Origin of the sequence: Roseibium aestuarii (genome assembly GCF_008477545.1) — a bacterium.
In the GTDB taxonomy this organism is placed as follows: Bacteria; Pseudomonadota; Alphaproteobacteria; order Rhizobiales; family Stappiaceae; genus Roseibium; species Roseibium aestuarii.
The window spans coordinates 1-20,847 of the sequence record NZ_VORA01000009.1 but is presented as its reverse complement, the minus strand read 5'-3'; the positions used below and the strand labels follow the sequence as shown (position 1 = coordinate 20,847).

Here is a 20,847-nt window from a genome sequence, read left to right as displayed (position 1 = left end):
CACGCAGTTAATGTGTACGTAGAAACCACTGGTTGGAATTTGGGATGCCGGATACAGAGTTCCTGCGAAAAGTCTCCAGAATGTCGATCGACGGTATCTACGTCTACGACCTGGAGCTTCAGACCAACGTGTATGTCAATGACCGCTACACCCAGATCACCGGGTACCGGGCAGACGACATCAACGTCATGCGTCCTTCGGAATTCGCCGAACTGTTCCACCCGGAAGATCGTCAGGCCGTCTTCGACCATCGGGACAAGGTCATCGCCGACCGGTCAGGCAACTCGCATAGCCTGCGCTACCGGTTCCGCCACAGGAACGGGTCCTGGATCTGGTGCCAGTCCCTCGACATGGCCTTCACCCGGGATGAGGAAGGACGCTGCACCCAGGTGATCGGCAGCTTCATCGACATCTCCGACCTGATCGAAAACGAGCGCCGGGCGCGCGATCTGGGCATCATGATGGAGGCGATGCTTGCCAACGTCTCCACCGCCGCCCTCGTGATCGATGCGGACAACCAGCTGCATGTCTTCAACGATGCGGCGCAGAAGCTGCTCGACTACAAGCCGCCGCGCCTGCCCATGCCCTTCGAGCTGGAGCTGACCTTTGCCGAGCGCGAGAGCCTGAGCTTCGTCGGCGATCCGCTGCAGGAGGCGCAGGTCGGCATCTTCTATGACAACCGCATCCTCGCGCTCTATCCGGGCGAGCGGAAGCCGCTCAAATATGTGCGCATGTCCAGCATTCCGCTGCACGGCACCACCGGCAACCGGGTCATGTTCACCCTGAAGGACGTGACCGAGGACGAAACCAACCGCCAGCAGCGCGAACGCGCCGAGCGGCTCGACGCCCTCGGCCAGCTCACCGGCGGCATCGCCCATGACTTCAACAACGTTCTGGCGTCGATCCTGCCCACCGCCCAGGTGGCGCAGAAGCTGACGCAGGACCCCCAGTCCCTGAAGCTTCTCGGCATCATCGAGAGCTCCGCCAAGCGCGGCGCGCTGCTTGCCAATCGCCTGCTCGCCTTCGCCCGCCGCCAGCCGGTGACCGAGAGCGACGTGCATGTTGGCACCCTGCTCGACAACCTCTCCGACCTTGCCCAGAGCACGGTCGGACGTCAGGTGGCCTTCCGCTGCCTGCCGACCGACGACAACATCTATGTCCATTGCGATGCGGCCCAGCTGGAAAATGCCCTGCTGAACCTCATCATCAACTCCCGTGATGCGATCATCGAAACCGGCAAAGGCGGCGAGGTCACCGTGGCCTGCCGGCGCTGTGCCCCCCTGGACCAGTCCAGCCCGATGATCGAATTCACCGTGACCGACGACGGTCCTGGCATGTCCGAGGCTGTGATGGCCCGGGCCTTCGACCCCTTCTTCACCACCCGCTCCACCACCTCCGGAACCGGTCTGGGGCTGTCCACGGTCTATGGCTTTGCCAAGCAGGCCGACGGTCACGTGAAGCTCTATTCCGACCGGGGCATCGGTACGACAGTCCGTCTCAGCCTGCCCGCGATCATCCGCAACCGGCCGCATCTGGGCGACATGCCCCAGGCCGCCCCGGCCGACACGGTGCGCGGGCGCGGCACCACCATTCTCGTGGTCGAGGACGAGCCGGATCTGCTGCAGTCGGTCGTGGAATTCCTGCGCATTCTCGACTTCAACCCGGTGCCTGCCCTCAACGGCGAGGTGGCGCTGGCGGAGATGGCGAAGCGGCGGGACATCGATCTGCTGATCACCGACATCATGATGCCCGGTGGCATGAATGGTTTCGAACTGGCCATTGCCGCGCGCGAGGTTCAGCCCGATCTCGGCATCATCTACATGTCCGGTTACACGGGCTTCGTGAATGACGAGCGCCGTCAGGTCGATGGCGCCTTCCTGCAGAAGCCCTGCGACATGACCTCCCTCTCGCGCGCCCTGCGCAACGCTCTGGGCGAGCGGGTCGACTGACCCGCTCAGGGACGAGACTCAAGCCGGCACCGAATGGCGCATGCGTCAGTTGCAGATCCCGCTCGCGGGCGAAAGCGCCCGCACGCCCCACCAGCTGTGGCGCCAGCCCTCTTCCTTCCAAAGATGCGGCCAGCTGCCCTTAAGATAGACCGCCTGAGCCATCTCGCGCGCCTCATCCGTGGCGCCATCAACGCCCGGCTCCACCGCATAGGTCGACTGGAAGACATCTTCCGCCGTCCGGTCGGGCTCGGTCTCGCCCTCCTCCCAGACCAGCAGGCACTGCTGATCGGGCGCCCGCCTCACGCTGCGCGCCGAACCGGCAAGGCTTGACGACGACAGCCAGTCGAGCACCCTGACCTTCGACTGCGGAAACAGAACCCGGAGATTGCCGGCGGTATAGTCATCCGCCCCGATCATCATGGCCCCATCCGCCCCGAGCGCGGACAGCGGCGCGCGCAGGTCTTCGTAAGGCTTCATGTGCCGGCACTTGCCGCCACAGAAGGTGCGATCGGGCGCCACAAGGCCCGGAACGCGCGCCAGGCACCCGACCAGCGCCACGGCGACAATGGCGAGCGCCATCTGCCGGCAGCGGGGAACGAAACGACCGCTCCAGTCGAACCGGGCCAGATCGGCGAAGAGGACAATCGGCATCAGCAGGAGCAGCGGGTGCATGTGCCGCTCCTTCACATAGGTCGCCCCGCTCACCAGGATCAGCACCGCCGTCAGCACGATGACCGCGATGACCGCCCGCAGCAGGAGCGTGGTCACGGGAGACAGGGGCGCCTTGATCCGCCCGTCCTGCCCGCGCGAGAACAACGCCCGGTAGCGGGCAAAAAAGATCAGGACAACAAGCGGCACCAGCGGCACCGAGAAGCCGATCAGCCCGAAGCCCAGCCGCCCCAGACCCGTGAGCGCGCGCCACAGATGCGGATCCGGCTCGCCGCTCACGCCCATGGTGCGCGTCGCCGTGCCCAACAGGCTGAACCCTTCCCGGGTCACCCAGAAGAGATAGGGAGAATAGACGGCCAGCCCGACCGCAAGGGCGAGCAGAAGACGCAAGGGCGAAAGCCGCGCCCGCCAGGACGGCAGGCTGACGCACGCCAGCAGCAGCGCCAGCGGAAACAGCGGGTAGGAATGCTTCGAGAGAAGGCCTGCGCCAAACGCCAGGCCGAGCGCCACATGATCGCGCAGATCTCCCCGCTCCAGCACCCGCAGGAAGGCCCAGGCGGTCGCCGAACAGGCCGTGACCAGCACCACGGTGTGGGTCACGCCCTCATGCAGGTTCCAGCCGAACTGATAGAACAGGGAATAGGAAAAGATGCAGAGCGCCGCGAGCCTGGGATCCTCGATCGCCCGGCGCGCCAGCAAAAACAGGAACAGCGCACTGAGGGACGTCAGCCCGTATTTCAGCAACAGGAAGGACCAGATGGTCGGGCCGGTGACCTGCTGCACGCTCCACAGCAGCCACTCGTAGAGCGGGGGCTGGCGCAGGATGTAGCCCGGCTGCAGCACCTGCACGAGCACGTTCTCGTACATGTCGTCGGTGCCCAGCACCGGCGAGAGCAGGGAGCGCAGCAGCACATGGGCAAGGCCCCAGCCGGCAACGACACACCACACGCCGAACGGCGTGGCGAAGAACGGCGCAGCTGCAGGAGCGGAGCGAGGAGCGGACGGGGGCTTGTACACGGCCGGAAACTTTGATCTGAAGACGAGGAAACGCTTCCGCATATAGCCGATGCCCGGCGCAAAACCCAGCCCGTACCCGCACATGGAGACCGCTCGTGCCCCTCACATTCGACAAGCTGCGACAGGCCAATCGCACCCGGCAGGGCGAATGGCCCGGAGATGACCGGGCGGATCTCGCCTTCCGCGCCCTGGAAGTGGCCGGCGAATGTGGCGAACTCTCCGAAGCGGTGAAGAAATATCTCCGCGCCGAACGCGGCATTCGCGGCTCCACCGCGTCCCTTGACGACATCGCCGACGAAATGGCCGACGTGATCATCGCCCTCGATCTGCTGGCCGGGCACCTGGGTGTGGATCTCGGCGCGGCGGTTCGGGCCAAGTTCGACAAGACCTCGGCGAAATACGGCCTGGAAACCCGGCTTTCGAAGGACTGAAGCGCGCCTCCAGCGCTGTCCCACTCGCGCCTCCAGTGTCGCAGCGAGAGCACGGGACGGGAACGGAGAGCGCCAAGAGGCGCCCGCATGAGCCACAAACGAAAACGCCCCGCAGGGATCACCGCGGGGCGTCTTGGCAAGTTCAGCGAAAAAGAGCGAGCCCTTATTCGATGCCGATCTTCTGCTTCAGAAGGTCGTTCACCGCCTGCGGGTTGGCCTTGCCCTTGGATTCCTTCATCACCTGACCGACGAACCAGCCGAGCAGGGTCGGCTTTTCCTTGGCCTGGGCAACCTTGTCCGGGTTGGCGGCAATGATCTGGTCGACAACGGCTTCGATGGCGCCGAGGTCGGTCACCTGCTTCATGCCGCGCTCTTCCACGATGGCCGCCGGATCACCGCCCTCGCTCCAGACGATCTCGAAGAGATCCTTGGCGATCTTGCCGGAAATCGTGCCGGCCTTGATCAGGTCGATGATGCCGCCCAGCTGGTCGGCGCTGACCGGGCTGGTGGCAACCTCATGACCTTCCTTGTTCAGGCGGCCGAAGAGCTCGTTGATCACCCAGTTGGCGGCGAGCTTCGCGTCGCGGCCCTTGGCGACCTGCTCGAAGAAGGCGGCAGAGGCCTGCTCGGCCACCAGAATGTCCGCGTCATAGGCGCTCAGACCGTAGTCGGCAATGAAGCGGGCCTTCTTGTCGTCCGGCAGCTCCGGCAGGTCGGCCGCCAGCTCGTCCACATAGGCTTGGGAGAACTCCAGCGGCAGCAGGTCCGGATCCGGGAAATAGCGATAGTCATGCGCTTCTTCCTTGGAGCGCATGGACCGGGTCTCGCCCTTCACCGCATCGAACAGACGGGTTTCCTGATCGATCTTGCCGCCGTCTTCCAGGATCGCCATCTGGCGCCGCGCTTCATATTCGATCGCTTGACCGACGAAGCGGATGGAGTTGACGTTCTTGATCTCGCAACGGGTGCCGAAGCCCTCGCCCGGACGGCGCACGGAGACGTTCACGTCGGCGCGCATGGACCCCTGGTCCATGTTGCCGTCGCAGGTGCCCAGATAGCGCAGGATGATGCGCAGCTTGGTGAGATAGGCCTTCGCCTCGTCCGCGGACCGCAGGTCCGGCTTGGAGACGATTTCCATCAGCGCCACGCCCGAGCGGTTCAGGTCCACGAAGGACATGCTCGGGTGCTGGTCATGCATGGACTTGCCCGCATCCTGTTCCAGGTGCAGGCGTTCCACGCCCACTTCCACCTGCTCGTCCGGCATGTCGAGGATGATCTTGCCTTCGCCGACGATCGGCTGCTTGAACTGGGAGATCTGGTAGCCCTGCGGCAGATCCGGGTAGAAATAGTTCTTCCGGTCGAAGACGGACTTCAGGTTGATCTGCGCCTTCAGGCCGAGCCCGGTGCGGATGGCCTGACGCACGCATTCCTCGTTGATCACGGGGAGCATGCCCGGCATGGCCGCATCCACCAGCGACACGTTGGCATTCGGAGCCTTGCCGAATTCGGTCGACGCGCCGGAGAAGAGCTTGGCTTCGGACGTCACCTGGGCATGGACTTCCATGCCGATCACGATTTCCCAGTCGCCGGTCGCCCCTTTCAGGAACTTCTTCGGATCCGGCGTACGCGCCTCGACAATGCTCATGCGTTCACAATCCTGTTCTTGGGTGGACCGGACATCACCGGGCCCTGTCGGGGGAGGACTGGGCGGGGACGGTCCGGCCGGGAGAATGTCTCAAGCCTCTGCCTAGTCGGGAATTGCCCGTCTCGCAAGCGTTTCATGGCCGCAGCAGCGCCCTTGCGCACAATTGTGGCGACACCTGCGCGCGGCCATGCGCCGACGTCTCACTCCGCCTCAGGCGGGTTCTTCGCCCGCCCCGTGCGCAGGATGAAACCGATCAGCACGGCGACCGCCTGATAGAGTTCCATGGGGATCTCCTCGTCGATCTCGATCTGGGACAGCGCCTGGGCCATCACCGGATCCTCCTCGATCGGCACCCCGGCTTCCCGCGCCAGTTCCTCGATCCGCTCAGCCACATGGCCACGCCCCTTGGCGGTGACCACCGGCGCATGCTGATTGTCATAGTTCAGCGCAATCGCGAGCTTGTCGCCGGTCTTGCGGGGTTTCTCGCTCATGGCCGCCCCCTCGGGCATCTTCTCAAGATTGTCCCCCTCATCCGCGCGTGTCCACCTGTGCCCCTGCCCGCCTCTGCGAGGCCACGGGAAGCCCGCGCAGCAAGCGCAGCTCCTGCAGGTCGAGCCCCGCATCCGCCAGAGCGGCCTCCAGCAGGGCGCGATCCTCGCTCAGGCTCTGATAGGTCTCCGCCCGGTCCAGCCAGAGGGAGATGAACGTGCCCTGTCCGCGCAAGGAGACGGAGGCCTCCACCGGTCCGGTCTCCACCGTATCGACGGCAAAGCGCAGGCGCCAGGCCCCCTCCTCGCCCTCCTCGCTGCCATCCGGATTGCGATCCCGCCCCACCTGCATCTGCAGGACAGCCGTCTGGTTGCCGAGCGCCAGCGGCAGATCCACCACCAGATCCATGGGCGGGCGATGGCTGGCGTGATGGGTCTGGGGCGCGTTGCCCTCCTCCGACAGCAGGCCCCGGGTGGCCATCTGGGTCAAGCGAATGCGCGCCAGCGCACTGTCGGTTTCCCGTGCCAGACCGGCCAGTGCCGCCCGGCCGAGCGCGGTTCGCGCCGCCGCCTGCGTCTCCGCGTCCCCGTCGCCGGTGCCCATCAGATGCGCCAGAAGCTGCTGCAGCGGTTGCTCCGCCTGCCCCTTCGGCGCAGCGGCAAGGGCGGGCAAGGCCGGTTGCGTCAGCGGGCGGGGCAAACCCGCCTCCAGCCCCATGTCGGAGAGAAGCAGCTTGAGTTGCCCGAGCAGACCCTTGACGGTCTGCCCCGCAGCGCCAGAAGCGCCAGAGGCGGATGCCGCTCCCCCGGAAGAAGAAGAGGCAGAGCCGCTGCGCGGCGACACGGTGCCAAGTCCTGACCGCTCTACGGCGGCCTTCAGGTCGAGCGCGCTCGGCGCGCCATCGCCTGCCGCCCCGCCGGCAAGTCTCAGGCCAAGCAACTGCTGAAGCACCTGCCGCACGCCTTCGGGCACCGGCAGCGCCGCCGCTGTTGAGGCGGCTCCCGGAACAGCGGGCACGGCGCCCGCAGGCAGGGCCTCGCCCCCCTCGCCTGCTCCGGTCCCCGGAGCCACCGGGACGGAAGCCGCAGGACGGGAGGCCTCCAGAAGGGCCGCAGCCTGGGTAAAGACACCGGTCAGCGAGCCCTGTTGCCGGGCAAGCGCCGGGGTCACGATCAGCGCATGGGCCGCAAGCTGCGGCGACACGGGAAGATCGACCGCCGCAGGTCGAGCCGCGGCAGCACCCGGCGCAAGGACACCCGTAGTGCCGACAGCAGCCCCTTGATCGGGCGCGCCAGCGGGAGCCGCGACCGGCAGGCCGGATCCTGCAGCACCCGAGGGCGCGGGTGCCGCGCCCGCAATCGCACCCGCCGATGGCCCGCCTCCGGCCGATGCCTGCGAGGGGCCGGAAGGCCCCGCGCCCGCGCCGCCCATCGACAGACCCGCAGGAGTGGCCCCCTGTGTCCCGGCGGGAAGTGTCCCCAAAGGAGAGGCTCCGGAAGGCAGAGGCTGAGGAGCGACCGATCCTGACGGCGTCGGACCCGTCAAAACCTGCCCCCCCGGGGTCTGACCAACCGGGGCCTCAGCGCCAAGGGCCGGAGAGCCCGGGATTGCAACGGTCGGTGCGGGAACCGTCGGCGTCTGCCCCGCTGCGGGCGAAGCCGAGGGGGATGCCGCGCCTTGCGGTCCGCCGGTACTGGATCCGGACGGAACCGCCGTGCCCTGCGCAGCTGGCGTCATGGCGGAGGGTGTCGGCACGGGCGTTCCAGACGGCGGAGGCGCAGCAGCGCCGCTGGCCGGCCCGGCAGAGCCTGTGGCGGTCGTGTCGCCACGCGTCATGCCCGTGCCGGAGGCGGGACCGCTGCCAGATGCTGTGGTTGTGCCCGCCGGAAGCGGTTGTGGAACTGCGGGTCCCGCTGCGCCCACGACCGGAGGTGCTGCGGCAGTCGCCGACGTGGTGCCTGGAGGAGCCATCTGAGTGCCCGCCTGAGAGCCCGCCGGAGCACCCATCTGGGGGACCGTCTGAGCCCCCGCCTGTACGGCGCCCGTGGCACCAGAGACGACTTGCCCTTGCCCGGACGCAGGTCCCTGCGGAAGGGACTGGGCGGCGGCCGCGCCCGTGCCTGTGCCCATGCCCGGACGGGTTTCCAGCGCCTGCGCCAGCTGGCGCGCCAGATCTTCCGGCGCCCCCAGACTGGAGGGATGGACGAGCGGCAGGGGCAGCGGACCGGAGCGCAGCCCCTCCCCTTGGGCCAGGACTGGGGCCTGGGTCGGAGCCGGGACCGCACTCGCAGGCGTCGACCCGGAAGCGGGGGCTCCTGTGGCAGGGCCGCTTGAAGGACCTGCCGGCGTCCCCGTCTGTGGCCCGCTGGGCTGGGCTGCGGGCTTGCTCGCCCCATCGGCTCCGGAAGTCTCGCCGGAGCGCGAGGGGATGAGCTGGATCTCGGGTGTCTTGCGCGCTTCAGGACCGCCGGCGCCCGCCTCGCCCACCTTGATGGTCACCGTGGTGCCCACCTCAAGCGGCGTGGAGCTGCGCAATTCGATGCTCTGGCGGCCTGCCGTGAGGGTCAGCACATTGCCCGGGCGCACAGCCGTCACCGTTGCCGTCACCTGGGTGCCGGGGGTGAGCTTGATCTGACTGTCGGGGCCTGTCCCGGATGTGGAGGCCGGGACCGCCGAAACCGGTCCAACCACGGCCAGCTCCTTGCGTCTGTCACCGGTGCGCCTCGCACCGTTGTCCATTCCTAGCAAAGATTCGCATCGAGCAGGTCAGGCTTTTTCACCCAGCCTTAAGCAAGACGGAAGAGTGGCCGGCCAAATTCCGCTTGTTTGATCTTCCTCAACGCAACCTGCCCCGATTCCCGGCACAAGCATGCAAGGAGGGCTCAGGATGGGTGAAACCAACCGGAGCGGAGAAATGTTGATGCGCTGGATCGACAGAATGAACGAGCGTGCGGCCCTGATGGGCCGGATGCTGGAAGCCATCGGCGCCATGGATCACGCCCCCGACGGACAATGTCTCGGGCATGATCTGCGTCAGGCCGCTGGCACCTGCATGGGATGCAATCAGGCGGAAGCCTGCGCCCACTGGCTGGACGCACATCCCGAAGGCGCCGGTCAGGCGCCGGAGATCTGTCCGAACCGGAGGCTCTTTGCCTCCTGGAAGGAAAACTGACCGGCCCACCCGGCCGGACAGCGGATTTGCAGCAGAATCGGATCTTGCGCCGATCCGATCACAGTCTCGGGGTCAGACCTGAGGTGGCGCAGACACAAAGGGAACCTTCAAGGCCGCCGCAGGGCGGCCTTTTTTTGCCTTCCCCTCGCCGGTTCACGGGGCCAAACCGTCGCAGAGCCTCACGCCTTGCGGCGTCGCGCCAGACCATATGCGATGAGCGCGGCAACAAACGCGCCGGCAAAGCGGAACGGGAACATGGCCAGAGCCCCGGCCTGATGGGGGATCGGCAAGGGCAGACCCACGGTCCACCAGGCGGTTTCCAGCAGCAGTGAGAGCACCGCGCCGGCAAAGCCCGCGATCGCCAGCTTGGCAGCCTGATCCGCCCGCCAGCCCATCCAGGCGCCGATCAGGAGGCTCAGGGGATTGAGGAGCCCGGCAAGGGTCAGGAGATCGATCCAGACCGCCGAGCCATTCTGAAAGAAGGCAAACATGACTTCTGTCTAGCCGCGCCCGCGGCAAAAGGCGAGCCCGGAACACATTGAGGCACCATTTGCCGCAGCGTCTGTCAGAAACGATCGCAAGGCCCTCGCAAGCCCCGCTCGTTGTGCTAGGCTCCCTCCGTATTTTTTAGGACTTTTCTTGATCCATTGCATGGAAACGCCAACGACGATCCGGGACCTTTTCTCGGAGGATCGGCGTCTGGGCCTGATTTGCAACTATTGCGGCCGCTTTCGATATCTCAATCAGGCGCGCTTCGAGCTCGACACCGACATCCGGACCATCGCGCAGGGAATGGCCTGCGCCCGTTGCGGCTCCCGCGACGTGGAAACCTTTGCCGTCTCCCGCCACCCCCGCAACGGTTACTGGCCCGCAGAACGCAGCTAGTTCTGCGCGCTCAGGCCCGATCCGTGGCTCACGCCTCGTCCGGCGTTCCCTCGCTGCGGGTCTGCGGCACGGAGGGTACGCTCGCCCGCGCCATGTCGGCGGCCTGACGGTCGGCTTCGTTCGCCTCCGCTCCCGATCCATCCCAGACCGTGGCCCGCAGGGTCTCGAACCGGTCCACGGCCCGGTCATGCTGGGTGTCGACCAGGGTGAGGAAGAGCCCGGCCCGACGCAGGCCATTGCCCAGCACCAGCGACCCCGACATCCACACCAGCAGCGGCGCAATCGCCAGGGGCACGCCCACGGGGGCCAGCCAGGGGAAGAGATCCGGCAAGGTCTGATAGCTGTAGCCGAGCGCGCAGAGCCCGCCGACGGACATCCACCAGCTTGCCTTCAGGCTTGCGGCAAAGCTCACCTGCCCGTCGTCGCGGGCACTCGCGGGCCAGCCGCCATCGGCGCCGAAGAGAACCTGCAGGACGGAGCGGGTCTGGAACATCATGTGCACAGGCGCAAAGAGCGAGGTGAGGAACAGTTCGAGGATCGCACTGACGGTGGCGCGCAGCCGCCTGCCGAAAAGCCTTGCCTCGCCGCGCAGGATCACCCGGATCAGCAGGCTCGCCTTGGGCATGATCAGCAGCAAGACCACCCCGAAGAGCAGCGCCAGCGCCTTCGACGTTTCCGGATGGGGGAAGACCGGGAACGGCACCCGCGCATCGAAATAGACCGGCGGCATGGCAAACATCGGCGCGGCCAGGGTGGACAGCAGGAAGAGCAGCCATACAGGAGAGCCCAGATAGGAGAAGATGCCCTGCACGATCATCGCCCGGCTCCACAGCTTCAGCCGCGGCGCAAAGAGCACCTTGGAATGCTGCAGGTTGCCCTGGCACCAGCGCCGGTCGCGCTTGGCATAGTCGATCAGGTTCGCGGGCGCTTCCTCGTAGGAGCCGATCAGATCCGGGTCGAGCCGCACCTGCCAGCCGTCGCGGGCAAGCAGTGCCGCCTCCACCGTGTCATGGGAGAGAACCGGACCGCCGAAGGGCGCGGCCCCCTTGAGCGGGGCCATGCCGCAGGACCGGGCAAAGGCCTCCACCCGGATCAGGGCATTGTGCCCCCAGAACGGACCGGCATTGCCCTGGAGTGCGGCCACCCCGCGCGAGAAGCTCGGACCATAGAGGAAGGAGGAGAATTGCAGCAGCCGGCCGAAGAGCGTCTTCATGCCGATGGTCTGGGGCAGGCTCTGCAGCAGGCCGAGACGCGGCTCGGCGCTCATGCGGCGGATCATCTCGATGATCGTGTCGCCGCGCATGAGGCTGTCGGCATCCAGCACCAGCATAAAGTCATAGCCCCCGCCCGAGCGGCGGACGAAATCGGCGATGTTGCCGGCCTTGCGGCCGATGTTCTTTTCCCGGTGCCGGTAATGCAGCGGCAGCAGGTGCCCGGCGCGCAGCTGCAGGCGGGCATAGGCCTTCTGCTCCGCCTCGATGGCATCCGCACGGGTGGAATCGGACAGGAGGAAGATCTCGACGGTGGTTCCCTCCCGCAGGGGCTCCACCTCCCGCATCATCGTCTCCAGCCGGGCCATCACCGGCTCCGGGCTCTCGTTATAGACGGGCATGAGGATGGCGGTGCGCCAGCCGACGATATTGGCCGAGCGGCGGCGGGGTTCGGGATCGAACAGCACGCCGAGCACGGCGGTGCAGGTGCCCCAGGCCAGCCAGAATCCGGCAATGGCAATCAGCGCCACCCGCGGCACGTCGAGCCAGTCATAACCGTCGGACTGGACAATGGTGCCGAAGAGAGAGGCGGCAGCCACGGTCAGGATGGTGGTCAGCACCAGCGCCCCTGCCCGCCGGATCACCACGCCGGGGCCTGCTTCCGATCCGCCACCCGTCAGGGACGGCCCGGTCTCCGGCTCTCCGCCCCCGGTTTGGGCGCCAGCTTCGCGGCGGAACAGGTCTTTCAGGAAACGCAGGGGCATGGCGACGTCTTCAGGTCCGGCAGATCGGGGATACAACAATGCGGGCAGATCGCTCCGCCCGCATCCGGAATTTCAGGTGTGGGTGGCGCCCGCCGGATCACCGGCGGAGGCCCCGCAAGGCGCTCAGCTTTCGGCCGGTCCGTGCGGCCGGTCGACCGGCACGATGTCCAGCTGCATGCGGCGCGCGCCATAGGCGCCGGTCACGGCGCCGATCAGGCCGCGTAGCCACTGGGCCGGGGCGCTGGCTGCCAGTGGCAGCGGGGACAGATCGTGGTCCGGCATGTCCATGGGATGATCGGGCAGACCGAAGGTTACGGTCGGCTCGTTCGACAGGTCGCTGATCGCCGGTACAGAGGAAAGTGGCATCAGGCGTTCGTGGTCCATTGATACATCCAACGTTCGGTCAGAGGGGTGTCTTTCATCTTCAGGACGAGATGCATTTCGACCGGCTGTTCCAGGTCGGTGCGCTTCACGTCAAAGATGTAACGCCAATCCCCCCTCTCGAGTTTCTGCAAATGATCGGTTGTTACGGTTCCGTTGGTCAGGGTCAGCACCGGTTCCACCGGTTCGTCCGCCCCGACCTTGGCCAGCATGTCGCCGGAGAACTCGACGACAAACTTGCGCACGCTCTCGTCCTGGCCTTCGACGCCGGCGGCGCCGCCATGCCCGGTACGGGTCGCGGTTACCAGAGCCTTTTCCGTGCCCGGATCCGGGTCCATGCCCCAGATCATGCGATAGGCGAAGCGGAAGGAGGATCCGGCCGCAGCTTTCTGGGCGGGAACCCAGAAGGCCACGATATTGTCATGCACCTCGAGCTCGGAGGGGATCTCGGCCAGCATGACGCTGCCCTCGCCCCATTCGCTCATCGGCTCGATCCAGAGCGACGGCCGCTTGTGATAGACGGCCTCGGTGTCCTGATACTCGGAGAACCGGCGGTCGCGCTGCATCAGGCCGAAGCCCTGCAGGTTCTTCTCCTGCAGGAAGGACAGGCCGAGGGACTTCGGATTGCGCAAGGGGCGCCACAAACGCTCTCCATCCTCGCGCAGGATCAGGAGACCATCGCTGTCATGCACTTCCGGACGGTAGTCGTCGAAGCCGGTGCGGTCGTTCTCCCCGAAGAGATACATGGAGGTGAGCGGCGCGACACCCAGACGGGTCACGTCCTTGCGCAGAAACAGGCGGGCATCCACTTCGACCTGGGTGTTCACATCCGGCAGGATGCGGAACTGGAAGGCCCCGGTGACGCTCGGGCTGTCGAGCTCGGCCCACAGCAGCATCTCCTGCTCGCCTTCCTGCGGACGGCGCAGGTAGAAGCGGGAGAAGCGCGGGAATTCCTCCGCCTCGCCGGCGGCGGTGTTGATCGCCAGACCGCGGGCCGACAGGCCATAGGAATTGCCCTTGCCCAGAGCGCGGAAATAGCTGGCGCCCAGGAAGACGATCAACTCGTCCAGATAGTCCGGCGTGTTCAGCGGATAGTGCAGGCGGAAACCGGCAATGCCCGGAAGGGTCTGGTTGTCGAGGCCCTTGCCTTCGAGACCTTCGCCATAGCTGAAGTCGGCACCGGTGAAGGACACCGGACGCGCATGGCCATCCACCACTTCGAACATTTCGACCGGCTGCTTGAAGAGCCAGCCCGGAGGGAAGGCCTGCAGCTGGTATTCACTCGGCGTGTCGCTCCACAGGGCGTGGTCCGTGCGGAAGCGGATGTTGCGGTGCTGGTCATAGTCAAGCGCCGCCCAGGCTTCCGGCAGGGTGCTTGCCGGCTCCTTGTAGGGCGTGCCGGCCAGAGCCTGCATGCCTTGCACGAGACTGTCGAAGGTAAAGGGCGGAAGGTCGCTCGCGGCGGCGACCGGAGCGGTCTCGCCAGCAGCGCGCGCAACCGACACCAGGCCACTGCTGCCAAAGCCCGCCACAGTCAGGGCAGAGGCAGAGCTGAGAAGAAAGGTACGGCGATTCATCACTATCGGTCAGGTCCCTGGAAAGCGGGCTCTTCTAGCCAAGTACGACACGACACACGCATCAACCGACCCACAGGATCCTGAGGCCAGGCGCCGGGGTCAAACCACGTTTGCAATGTCGAAGAACACAAGTTGTTTAACGGCCTGTCAGGATCGGGAACGTGGGAGGAAACACTTTGGTTCCCGACGACTTACCGTATTGCACCATTTTAGCAGAGCCGTTGCTTCCGTCAAACGGAGAAGATGGGGCGAAATGATGGCGCAAGCGGTTTCCCGAAACTTTTTGCACAAGCATCATTCACGCCGCGCATTTCGGCACGAGTCCCGATTTCTGCCGGCGACCCAACGGCTTGCACAACGCCGCGTCAGACCTTGCCGCGCCGTCTTCGCAGCGCAGCAGAGTTTCGCCATGATCCGGACAGCCGCCTGTCACAGGCGTTGACGAGAGGTCACCCGCCCTGCCCCATTCCTGAAGGCTCGAAGGGCGGCAGATTTTCAGCAGAAATGATCGGAAACGATCCGTGCCAGCGCCAGAGAGGCGGTCAGGCCGGGGGATTCGATGCCATAGAGCAGGACGAGCCCGTCGCGACCATGGCTCTGCGCGCCGTCGATGCGAAAATCCGCGGCCGCCTCGCCCGAACCGGAGATCTTCGGCCGCACGCCCGCGTAGTCGGGCGTCAGCGCCCCGTCCGCCAGATCCGGCCAGTAGCGGCGGATGGCCCCGTAGAACCCATCGCCGCGCGCCGGATCGACCCGCATGTCGATCTCCTCGAGAGTTCGGGCGTCCACCCACTCCACATCCGGGCCGAAACGGGCCTGATGCTGGAGATCCAGCGTGAGATGCACCCCGAGTCCGCCCGGCTCAGGCATCGGATAGATCAGACGGGCGAAAGGCGCCCGCCCCGTGAGCTTGAAATAGCTGCCCTTGGCGAAATGGGCCTTCGGCGGCGCAAGATCCGGCAGACTGGCCACCAGCCCCGCAGCAAGCCCCGGCGCCCCATGACCGGCCGCGATCACCAGCTCCGCGCAGGTGATCTCCATGCCTTCCGCCCCGCCCGTCGTCAGCCGGAAGCCCCCGCCCCCCAACGCCTCGACTGCCTCCACAGGCGTGTTGAGAACCACTTGCCCGCCATGGGCCTCCAGCTCGCCCTGCAAGGCCAGCATGAAGCCGTGGCTGTCGACGATCCCGGTCGACGGCGACAGGAGGGCCGCCTCGCACGCCAGCGCAGGTTCGAGCGCTTGTGCTTCGGCAGCGGACAGCAGCACCAGATCCTCAACCCCGTTGGCGCGCGCCTTGGCGCGGATGACCTCCAGCTCGCCGACCTGATCCGCGCTGGTCGCGACGATCAGCTTGCCGATCCGCTCGACCCCGACCCTGTTGGCAGCGCAGAAGTCGTAGAGCATCTGCTTGCCTTCCACACAGGTCCGAGCCTTCAGCGAGCCCCTGGGATAGTAGATCCCGGCATGGATCACTTCCGAATTGCGGGCCGAGGTTTCCGATCCGATCAGGTCGTGCCGCTCCAGAACCATCACCTCGCGCCCCTTGAGCGCAAGCTCCCGGCCAATGGCAAGCCCCACGGCGCCGGCGCCGATCACGATGGTCTGAATGTCATGCATGGAGGAAACCCTGAACCTGCAACGGTAACTGCGAAGATGCCCGCCGCCGCCTCTCGTCATCCCTGCGAAGGCAGGGATCCAGTAACCGGAAGCAATCCGGTATTCCCCTCAGAATCGCCTGTGAAGACCAGAGCCCGGGCTTGACCTGAGAGGTCAAATCGAGATGACGATCGAAAGGCAGGGGCAAGCGGTCGGAAAAAAGGGCCGCAGCACGTGCCGCGGCCCTGATCAGATGGAAATCAGCCCCACCACTGGGTCGGCTCGAAGGAGCCTGCGGCCTCTTCGATCACGGAACCCAGCTGGAACAGGGTGCTTTCGTCGAAGGGCTTGCCGATAAGCTGGAGACCCAGCGGCAGACCTTCCGAGCTGAGACCCGCCGGAACGGACAGGCCCGGCAGACCGGCCATATTGACCGTCACCGTGAACACGTCCTGCAGGTACATCTTCACCGGATCCGCATGCATTTCCTTGTCGCCGATGGCAAAGGCTGCCGACGGGGTCGCCGGCGTCAGGATCGCATCCACGCCATTGGCCCAGGCCAGGTCGAAGTCGCGCTTGATGAGCGAGCGCACCTTCTGGGCCTTGAGGTAATAGGCGTCGTAATAGCCGGCGGAGAGCACATAGGTGCCGATCAGGATGCGGCGCTTCACCTCTTCGCCAAAGCCGGCTGCACGGGTGTTCTCGTACATGTCGACGATGTCGTTGCCCGGAACGCGCAGGCCGTAGCGCACGCCGTCATAGCGGGCAAGGTTGGACGAGGCTTCAGCCGGAGCGACGATATAATAGGCCGGCAGGGCATATTTCGTGTTGGGCAGGGAGATGTCGACGATCTCGGCGCCGGCATCCTTCAGCCACTGGATCCCCTTCTGCCACAGGGCGTCGATTTCCTCCGACATGCCCTCCACGCGGTATTCCGCCGGAATGCCGATCTTCAGGCCTTTCACCGACTTGCCGATGGCCGCTTCATAATCCGGCACGGCGATGTCGACGGAAGTCGTGTCCTTCGGATCGACCGAGGCCATCGACTTCAGCAGGATGGCGCTGTCGCGCACCGTGTGGGCAATCGGGCCGGCCTGGTCCAGCGACGAGGCGAAGGCCACCACGCCCCAGCGCGAGCAGCGGCCGTAGGTCGGCTTGATGCCGACGGTGCCGGTGAGTGCGGCCGGCTGACGGATGGAGCCGCCGGTGTCGGTGGCCGTCGCGCCCATGCAAAGGCGTGCGGCAACCGCTGCGGCCGAGCCGCCGGACGAGCCGCCCGGCACCAGGTCCTCATTCGACCCGGCCTTGCGCCAGGGGTTGATCACGTTGCCGTAATAAGAGGTCTCGTTGGAGGAGCCCATGGCGAACTCGTCCATGTTGAGCTTGCCCAGCATGACCGCCCCGTCTGCCCACAGGTTGGACGTGACGGTGCTCTCGTATTTCGGCTTGAAGCCGTCGAGAATGTGGGAGCAGGCCTGGGTGTGGACGCCCTCGGTGGCGAACAGGTCCTTGATGCCCAGCGGAATGCCTTCCAGCGCCCCGCCCTCGCCCTTGGCGAGCTTCGCGTCAGACGCCTTGGCCATGTCGCGCGCCTTGTCGGCGGTGACAGCCACATAGGCGTTGATGGCCGGGTTGGCCGCTTCGATGTTGGCGATGAAGGCCTCGGTCAGCTCGACGGAGGTGAATTCCTTCGCCTTCAGCTTTTCGCGGGCATCCGCGATGGTCAGTTTCGTCAGGTCGGTCATGGTTTCGATCTCTCTGGCTCGGTCTCAAAGGGACCGGGAGTAGAAAACGGATTCCGGATGGTCCGGATAATCGAGAACGGGCCCGCAGACTTCAAAGCCCGCGCGCTCGTAAAGCTGTCGTGCCGCCACGTAGATGACGCCGGTCTCCAGCACCAGCTGGCGCAGACCGTCGGCCTTGGCCGCGGTGATGATCTTGTCGAGAATGGCGCGGCCGAGGCCCCGCCCCTGAAAGCCCGAACGGGTGTACATGCGCTTGACCTCACCGACGCCGCGCTCATGCCGATGGAGCGCACCGCAAGCGGCGATCCTGCCATCCACCCGCGCCACGAACACCGTGGTCCGGGCATCGGCCATCTCCTCGACGCTGAGGTGATGACAGGCGTCTTCCGACGTCATGGACAGCAGCAGCGCATTGAGCTCGCTCACCATCTGCCGCATGTCATCGGACAGCGGCGTTTCGACAGCGATCGTCAGGCCGTTCACCCTGGTCATTGCGCCCCCTCGCAGGCGACATACTCGCCGCTGATGAAGGACGCGGCCTCATAAGGGTCCTGTCCTTCGCCTGAAGACATCGCGGAGAGTTCCGGATGCCGCAGTTCCAGAAGCAGAAGGGCTTCGCCGGTCGCATATTCATTCTGCGACTGGACCTGAAGGCGCTTCCCGTCCGGCTGCAGCGCCAGATAGAAGCTGTCGGGCCGTTCGATGCCGCTGTCATCCCCGCAGGAGGCCTGAGCCACCCAGCCGTGGATCTCGCCACTCAGCGCATCCTTCGACGGCAGAAAGGCGAGAAAGCCGCAGCCATATTCATAGGCGGAGATGCCCAGCGCGGTGATGCTGCGCAGGTCTTCCCGGTCGGAGCTGGCCGGCTCGGCGCATTGGTCCGCACGCGCCACATAGCGCTGACCGTCCCGGAAGAACTCCGGCACGGCGGCCTCCCCGGCCATCGCCGGGCGGGCGAGGTCGGTCAGCAGCGCAAGGGCAAGGGCGGAAACCAGACGCATTGCTTACTCGACGACCTTCGGCACCATGAAGAAGTTGTCTTCGGACATCGGCGCGTTGGCAGTAATGTCGTCGGCCTTGTTGCCGTCGGTCACCCCGTCCGGACGCTTGCGCATGGTCTGTTCCACAACGGAGGTCAGCGGCTCGACGCCGGAGATGTCGACTTCGTCGAGCTGCTCGACAAAGCCCAGGATGCCATTGAGTTCGGAGGTCATGCGCTCGGCCTGCGCATCATCCACCTTGATGCGGGCCAGACGGGCCACGCGCTTCACGGTTGCCGTATCGACGGACATGTCACTTCCAATCTTTCGTGATCTTGCTTCGACCCGGCGCGGAACGCCGGGAGCTGCCCCCTGTTTTCGCGATTTTCGGGCCAGAGACAAGAGGCGAGCTTGCCCCGCCCCATGCGATTTGCGATATTACGGTACCATTGAGAACCGTATCTTGATCAGAACCGCATTCCAACGCGATCCATCAAAGGGGAGCAGACCATGCCGGAGCCCAACTCGCAGATCATGACCAAGGCAATAACACGGGACTTGCCCCAGCAGCCGGCCGGGTCGCCTCCTCGGCCCCGCCCCTTCCCCATGGTGGCGATCGTCTATCTGACCTTCGAACCCGCTTGGCTGTCTCTGACCCGACCGGAGCGCAGGGCTCACGCGGAGCGGATCGGCGCGATCCTCCTCCGCCATCCAGCTGTCCGCTTCTCATGGTTCGACGCGGATGCCCTGTCGGGCGATCACAGCGACTTTGCCATCTGCCATTTCAACGAGATGCGTGCCTATCACCACCTGTGGGAGGAACTGCGCGACACCGAGATCTTCTCACACCCCTATGCGCGCATCAGGCGCGTAACCCTGGGCATCGAGAACGGCTTCCAGGATTACGAGGAGGCGGTGGCATCCGCATGAAGAATGACGCCATGATCCCGGCAGCGGAACGGTCCGGCGGTGGTTCCTCCGGCCGCCCTCAGGCGGCAAGGGTCACACGCGCCCTGCTTGATTCAACCTTGCAGGAAATTGCCGCAAAGGGTTACGAGAAAACGACGATTGCCGCCATCGCTGAGCGGGCCAGAACCAGCAAGCAGGCGATCTACCGGCGCTGGCCCGACAAGGCCCATCTGGTGGCCGACGCCCTGCGCGATGCCCTGGCACAGGCCAATCCCGCCCCGCCCCAGCGCGGCAGTGTGGCGCAGGATCTGAAGGTCTGCCTGAGCAACACGGTGCGCGCACTCCAGGAAACGGCCCTTGGCGCGGCCATCCGGGCGCTCGTCCCCCTGCGCCAGTCTCCGGAGCTCAAACCCGTGCTTGACGAGGCGGAAGATGCCCGGCGCCTGCTGTTGCGCCAGATCTTCATCGCCACCCCCTTCGAGGCGGAGATGGAAACCCGCATCGACCTGCTTCTGGGTCACATCTACTTCCGCCTGCACATGCGTGGTCTCACCGTCACCGAAAGGGACATCGACGCAGCCATCCAGCTCGTCCTCGGTCTGACCGCCCCCCGCGACCCGGCCCATCGCTCCTGAGCAGCGCCCCTCGCGCAGCCGTGCCGTGCCTGTGAAGAGGCTTGATTGGCAAAACTGCCGGGCCGGAGAGATGCTGCCCTCATTCCGCAGCGCGGCGCCAGCCATCTGGTCTCCGGCGCCCGCCCAACTCACGAGAGGATTGCATCATGTCGTTTCTCAAGCCCGTTCTCGCCGCCGCCCTGCTGGGTCTGACGGCCCTGCCCGTCACCCTGTCCCCGAACGTTGCTCTCGCCGACGAGATCACCACCTATGTGAGCCACGGCGCTGCAATCGGCGGCACCGATCCGGTGGCCTATTTCACCGAAGGCAAGCCGGTGGCGGGTTCGGATGCCTATACCGCCCAGCATGACGGCGTGACCTGGAAGTTCGCGTCTGCCGAGAACCGGGACCTCTTCACCGCCAACCCGGCCAAATACGCGCCGCAATACGGTGGTTACTGCGCCTTCGGCGCCGCCATGGGCTTCAAGGTTCCGGTGGTCCCGGAAGCCTGGAAGATCGTCGACGGCAAGCTCTACCTGAACAACTCCCTGAAGGTTCAGGAGCGCTTCAACGAGGACGTCCCGGGTCACATCCGCAACGCGGATCTCAACTGGGACATCATCCGCGACAAGAAGCCGGAAGACCTGAAGGACCCCATCGTCCGCTGAGGCACGACGGCTCCCCAGCCCCCGAACACACGCAAGGCGCGCCGGATATCCGGCGCGCCTTTTTTGTCTTGTGTTGTCTTGAACCTCACCGCCGTCATCAACTCTGTTTAGCGAGGTCGTCCCTGATCCTTGCGTTGAGGATGAC

20 protein-coding genes are annotated in these 20,847 nt (G+C 65.7%); 7 read left to right on the top strand and 13 right to left on the bottom strand.

Annotated elements, in window-relative coordinates; translation table 11 throughout:
* The first annotated feature begins 44 nt into the window (after nucleotides 1-44).
* The gene (locus FR728_RS18620) at nucleotides 45-1,949 is read left to right on the top strand and encodes an ATP-binding protein (protein ID WP_149894277.1); all 1,905 of its coding nucleotides are present in this window, start codon (nucleotides 45-47) and stop codon (nucleotides 1,947-1,949) included.
* Nucleotides 1,950-1,994: 45 nt separating this feature from the next.
* Here the strand turns inward: FR728_RS18620 and FR728_RS18615 are convergent, their stop codons facing one another.
* Entirely contained in the window at nucleotides 1,995-3,635 is a 1,641-nt protein-coding gene (locus FR728_RS18615) for a glycosyltransferase family 39 protein (protein ID WP_208998928.1), read from the bottom strand.
* 95 nt (nucleotides 3,636-3,730) lie between these two features.
* Between FR728_RS18615 and FR728_RS18610 the strand changes: the two genes are divergently transcribed.
* Entirely contained in the window at nucleotides 3,731-4,066 is a 336-nt protein-coding gene (locus FR728_RS18610) for a MazG-like family protein (protein ID WP_149894275.1), read from the top strand.
* A gap of 163 nt (nucleotides 4,067-4,229) precedes the next feature.
* Here the strand turns inward: FR728_RS18610 and gatB are convergent, their stop codons facing one another.
* The 3 genes from gatB to fliK all read right to left on the bottom strand — a co-directional run bounded on the left by gatB (nucleotide 4,230) and on the right by fliK (nucleotide 8,891).
* Nucleotides 4,230-5,711 carry an Asp-tRNA(Asn)/Glu-tRNA(Gln) amidotransferase subunit GatB gene (gene gatB / locus FR728_RS18605; protein ID WP_149894274.1) on the bottom strand — a complete coding sequence of 494 codons (1,482 nt, stop codon included), beginning with the start codon at nucleotides 5,709-5,711 and terminating at the stop codon, nucleotides 4,230-4,232.
* A gap of 200 nt (nucleotides 5,712-5,911) precedes the next feature.
* Nucleotides 5,912-6,202 carry an EscU/YscU/HrcU family type III secretion system export apparatus switch protein gene (locus FR728_RS18600; RefSeq protein WP_149894273.1) on the bottom strand — a complete coding sequence of 97 codons (291 nt, stop codon included), beginning with the start codon at nucleotides 6,200-6,202 and terminating at the stop codon, nucleotides 5,912-5,914.
* A 37-nt stretch (nucleotides 6,203-6,239) separates the two neighbouring features.
* Nucleotides 6,240-8,891, bottom strand: a complete 2,652-nt coding sequence (gene fliK, locus FR728_RS18595) for a flagellar hook-length control protein FliK (protein ID WP_149894272.1) — start codon at nucleotides 8,889-8,891, stop codon at nucleotides 6,240-6,242.
* Between the two features lie 247 nt (nucleotides 8,892-9,138).
* Here fliK and FR728_RS18590 point away from each other — a divergent pair, with 247 nt between their 5' ends.
* On the top strand, nucleotides 9,139-9,372 hold the full coding sequence (locus tag FR728_RS18590) for a DUF6455 family protein (RefSeq protein ID WP_208998927.1): 234 nt from the start codon (nucleotides 9,139-9,141) through the stop codon (nucleotides 9,370-9,372).
* 179 nt (nucleotides 9,373-9,551) lie between these two features.
* On the opposite strand, the gene FR728_RS18585 is transcribed toward FR728_RS18590, so the two are convergent.
* Nucleotides 9,552-9,863, bottom strand: coding sequence for a phosphatidylglycerophosphatase (locus tag FR728_RS18585; RefSeq protein WP_149894270.1), 312 nt, complete (start codon nucleotides 9,861-9,863; stop codon nucleotides 9,552-9,554).
* A 160-nt stretch (nucleotides 9,864-10,023) separates the two neighbouring features.
* Here FR728_RS18585 and FR728_RS18580 point away from each other — a divergent pair, with 160 nt between their 5' ends.
* Nucleotides 10,024-10,257, top strand: a complete 234-nt coding sequence (locus FR728_RS18580; protein WP_149894269.1) for a hypothetical protein — start codon at nucleotides 10,024-10,026, stop codon at nucleotides 10,255-10,257.
* A gap of 28 nt (nucleotides 10,258-10,285) precedes the next feature.
* Here the strand turns inward: FR728_RS18580 and mdoH are convergent, their stop codons facing one another.
* The 8 genes from mdoH to gatC form a co-directional block, all read right to left on the bottom strand.
* Nucleotides 10,286-12,232, bottom strand: coding sequence for a glucans biosynthesis glucosyltransferase MdoH (gene mdoH / locus FR728_RS18575; protein WP_149894268.1), 1,947 nt, complete (start codon nucleotides 12,230-12,232; stop codon nucleotides 10,286-10,288).
* Between the two features lie 123 nt (nucleotides 12,233-12,355).
* Entirely contained in the window at nucleotides 12,356-12,598 is a 243-nt protein-coding gene (locus FR728_RS18570) for a hypothetical protein (protein ID WP_149894267.1), read from the bottom strand.
* A complete protein-coding gene (locus tag FR728_RS18565; protein ID WP_149894266.1) occupies nucleotides 12,598-14,190 on the bottom strand; it encodes an OpgD/OpgG family glucan biosynthesis protein in 1,593 nt (530 codons plus the stop codon). Before FR728_RS18565 ends, FR728_RS18570 begins: the two co-directional genes overlap by 1 nt.
* Nucleotides 14,191-14,685: 495 nt before the next feature.
* Nucleotides 14,686-15,807: an NAD(P)/FAD-dependent oxidoreductase gene (locus tag FR728_RS18560; protein WP_149894265.1), complete on the bottom strand. Its 1,122-nt coding sequence runs from the start codon at nucleotides 15,805-15,807 to the stop codon at nucleotides 14,686-14,688.
* 239 nt (nucleotides 15,808-16,046) lie between these two features.
* Nucleotides 16,047-17,531, bottom strand: coding sequence for an Asp-tRNA(Asn)/Glu-tRNA(Gln) amidotransferase subunit GatA (gene gatA, locus FR728_RS18555; RefSeq protein WP_149894264.1), 1,485 nt, complete (start codon nucleotides 17,529-17,531; stop codon nucleotides 16,047-16,049).
* A 24-nt stretch (nucleotides 17,532-17,555) separates the two neighbouring features.
* Nucleotides 17,556-18,023, bottom strand: coding sequence for a GNAT family N-acetyltransferase (locus FR728_RS18550; protein ID WP_149894263.1), 468 nt, complete (start codon nucleotides 18,021-18,023; stop codon nucleotides 17,556-17,558).
* Complete coding sequence (locus tag FR728_RS18545; RefSeq protein ID WP_149894262.1) at nucleotides 18,020-18,532, bottom strand: hypothetical protein; 513 nt, start codon at nucleotides 18,530-18,532, stop codon at nucleotides 18,020-18,022. Before FR728_RS18545 ends, FR728_RS18550 begins: the two co-directional genes overlap by 4 nt.
* 3 nt (nucleotides 18,533-18,535) lie before the next feature.
* A complete protein-coding gene (gene gatC / locus FR728_RS18540) occupies nucleotides 18,536-18,823 on the bottom strand; it encodes an Asp-tRNA(Asn)/Glu-tRNA(Gln) amidotransferase subunit GatC (RefSeq protein ID WP_149894261.1) in 288 nt (95 codons plus the stop codon).
* Between the two features lie 198 nt (nucleotides 18,824-19,021).
* On the opposite strand from gatC, the gene FR728_RS19390 reads away from it, so the two are divergent.
* From FR728_RS19390 to FR728_RS18530, 3 genes are all read left to right on the top strand, one after another.
* Nucleotides 19,022-19,441, top strand: coding sequence for a darcynin family protein (locus tag FR728_RS19390; RefSeq protein ID WP_188318961.1), 420 nt, complete (start codon nucleotides 19,022-19,024; stop codon nucleotides 19,439-19,441).
* On the top strand, nucleotides 19,438-20,055 hold the full coding sequence (locus FR728_RS18535; protein WP_188318960.1) for a TetR/AcrR family transcriptional regulator: 618 nt from the start codon (nucleotides 19,438-19,440) through the stop codon (nucleotides 20,053-20,055). The genes FR728_RS19390 and FR728_RS18535 overlap by 4 nt, the downstream gene beginning before the upstream one ends.
* Nucleotides 20,056-20,201: 146 nt before the next feature.
* Nucleotides 20,202-20,702 carry a YHS domain-containing (seleno)protein gene (locus tag FR728_RS18530; protein ID WP_149894259.1) on the top strand — a complete coding sequence of 167 codons (501 nt, stop codon included), beginning with the start codon at nucleotides 20,202-20,204 and terminating at the stop codon, nucleotides 20,700-20,702.
* Nucleotides 20,703-20,847 lie beyond the last annotated feature (145 nt).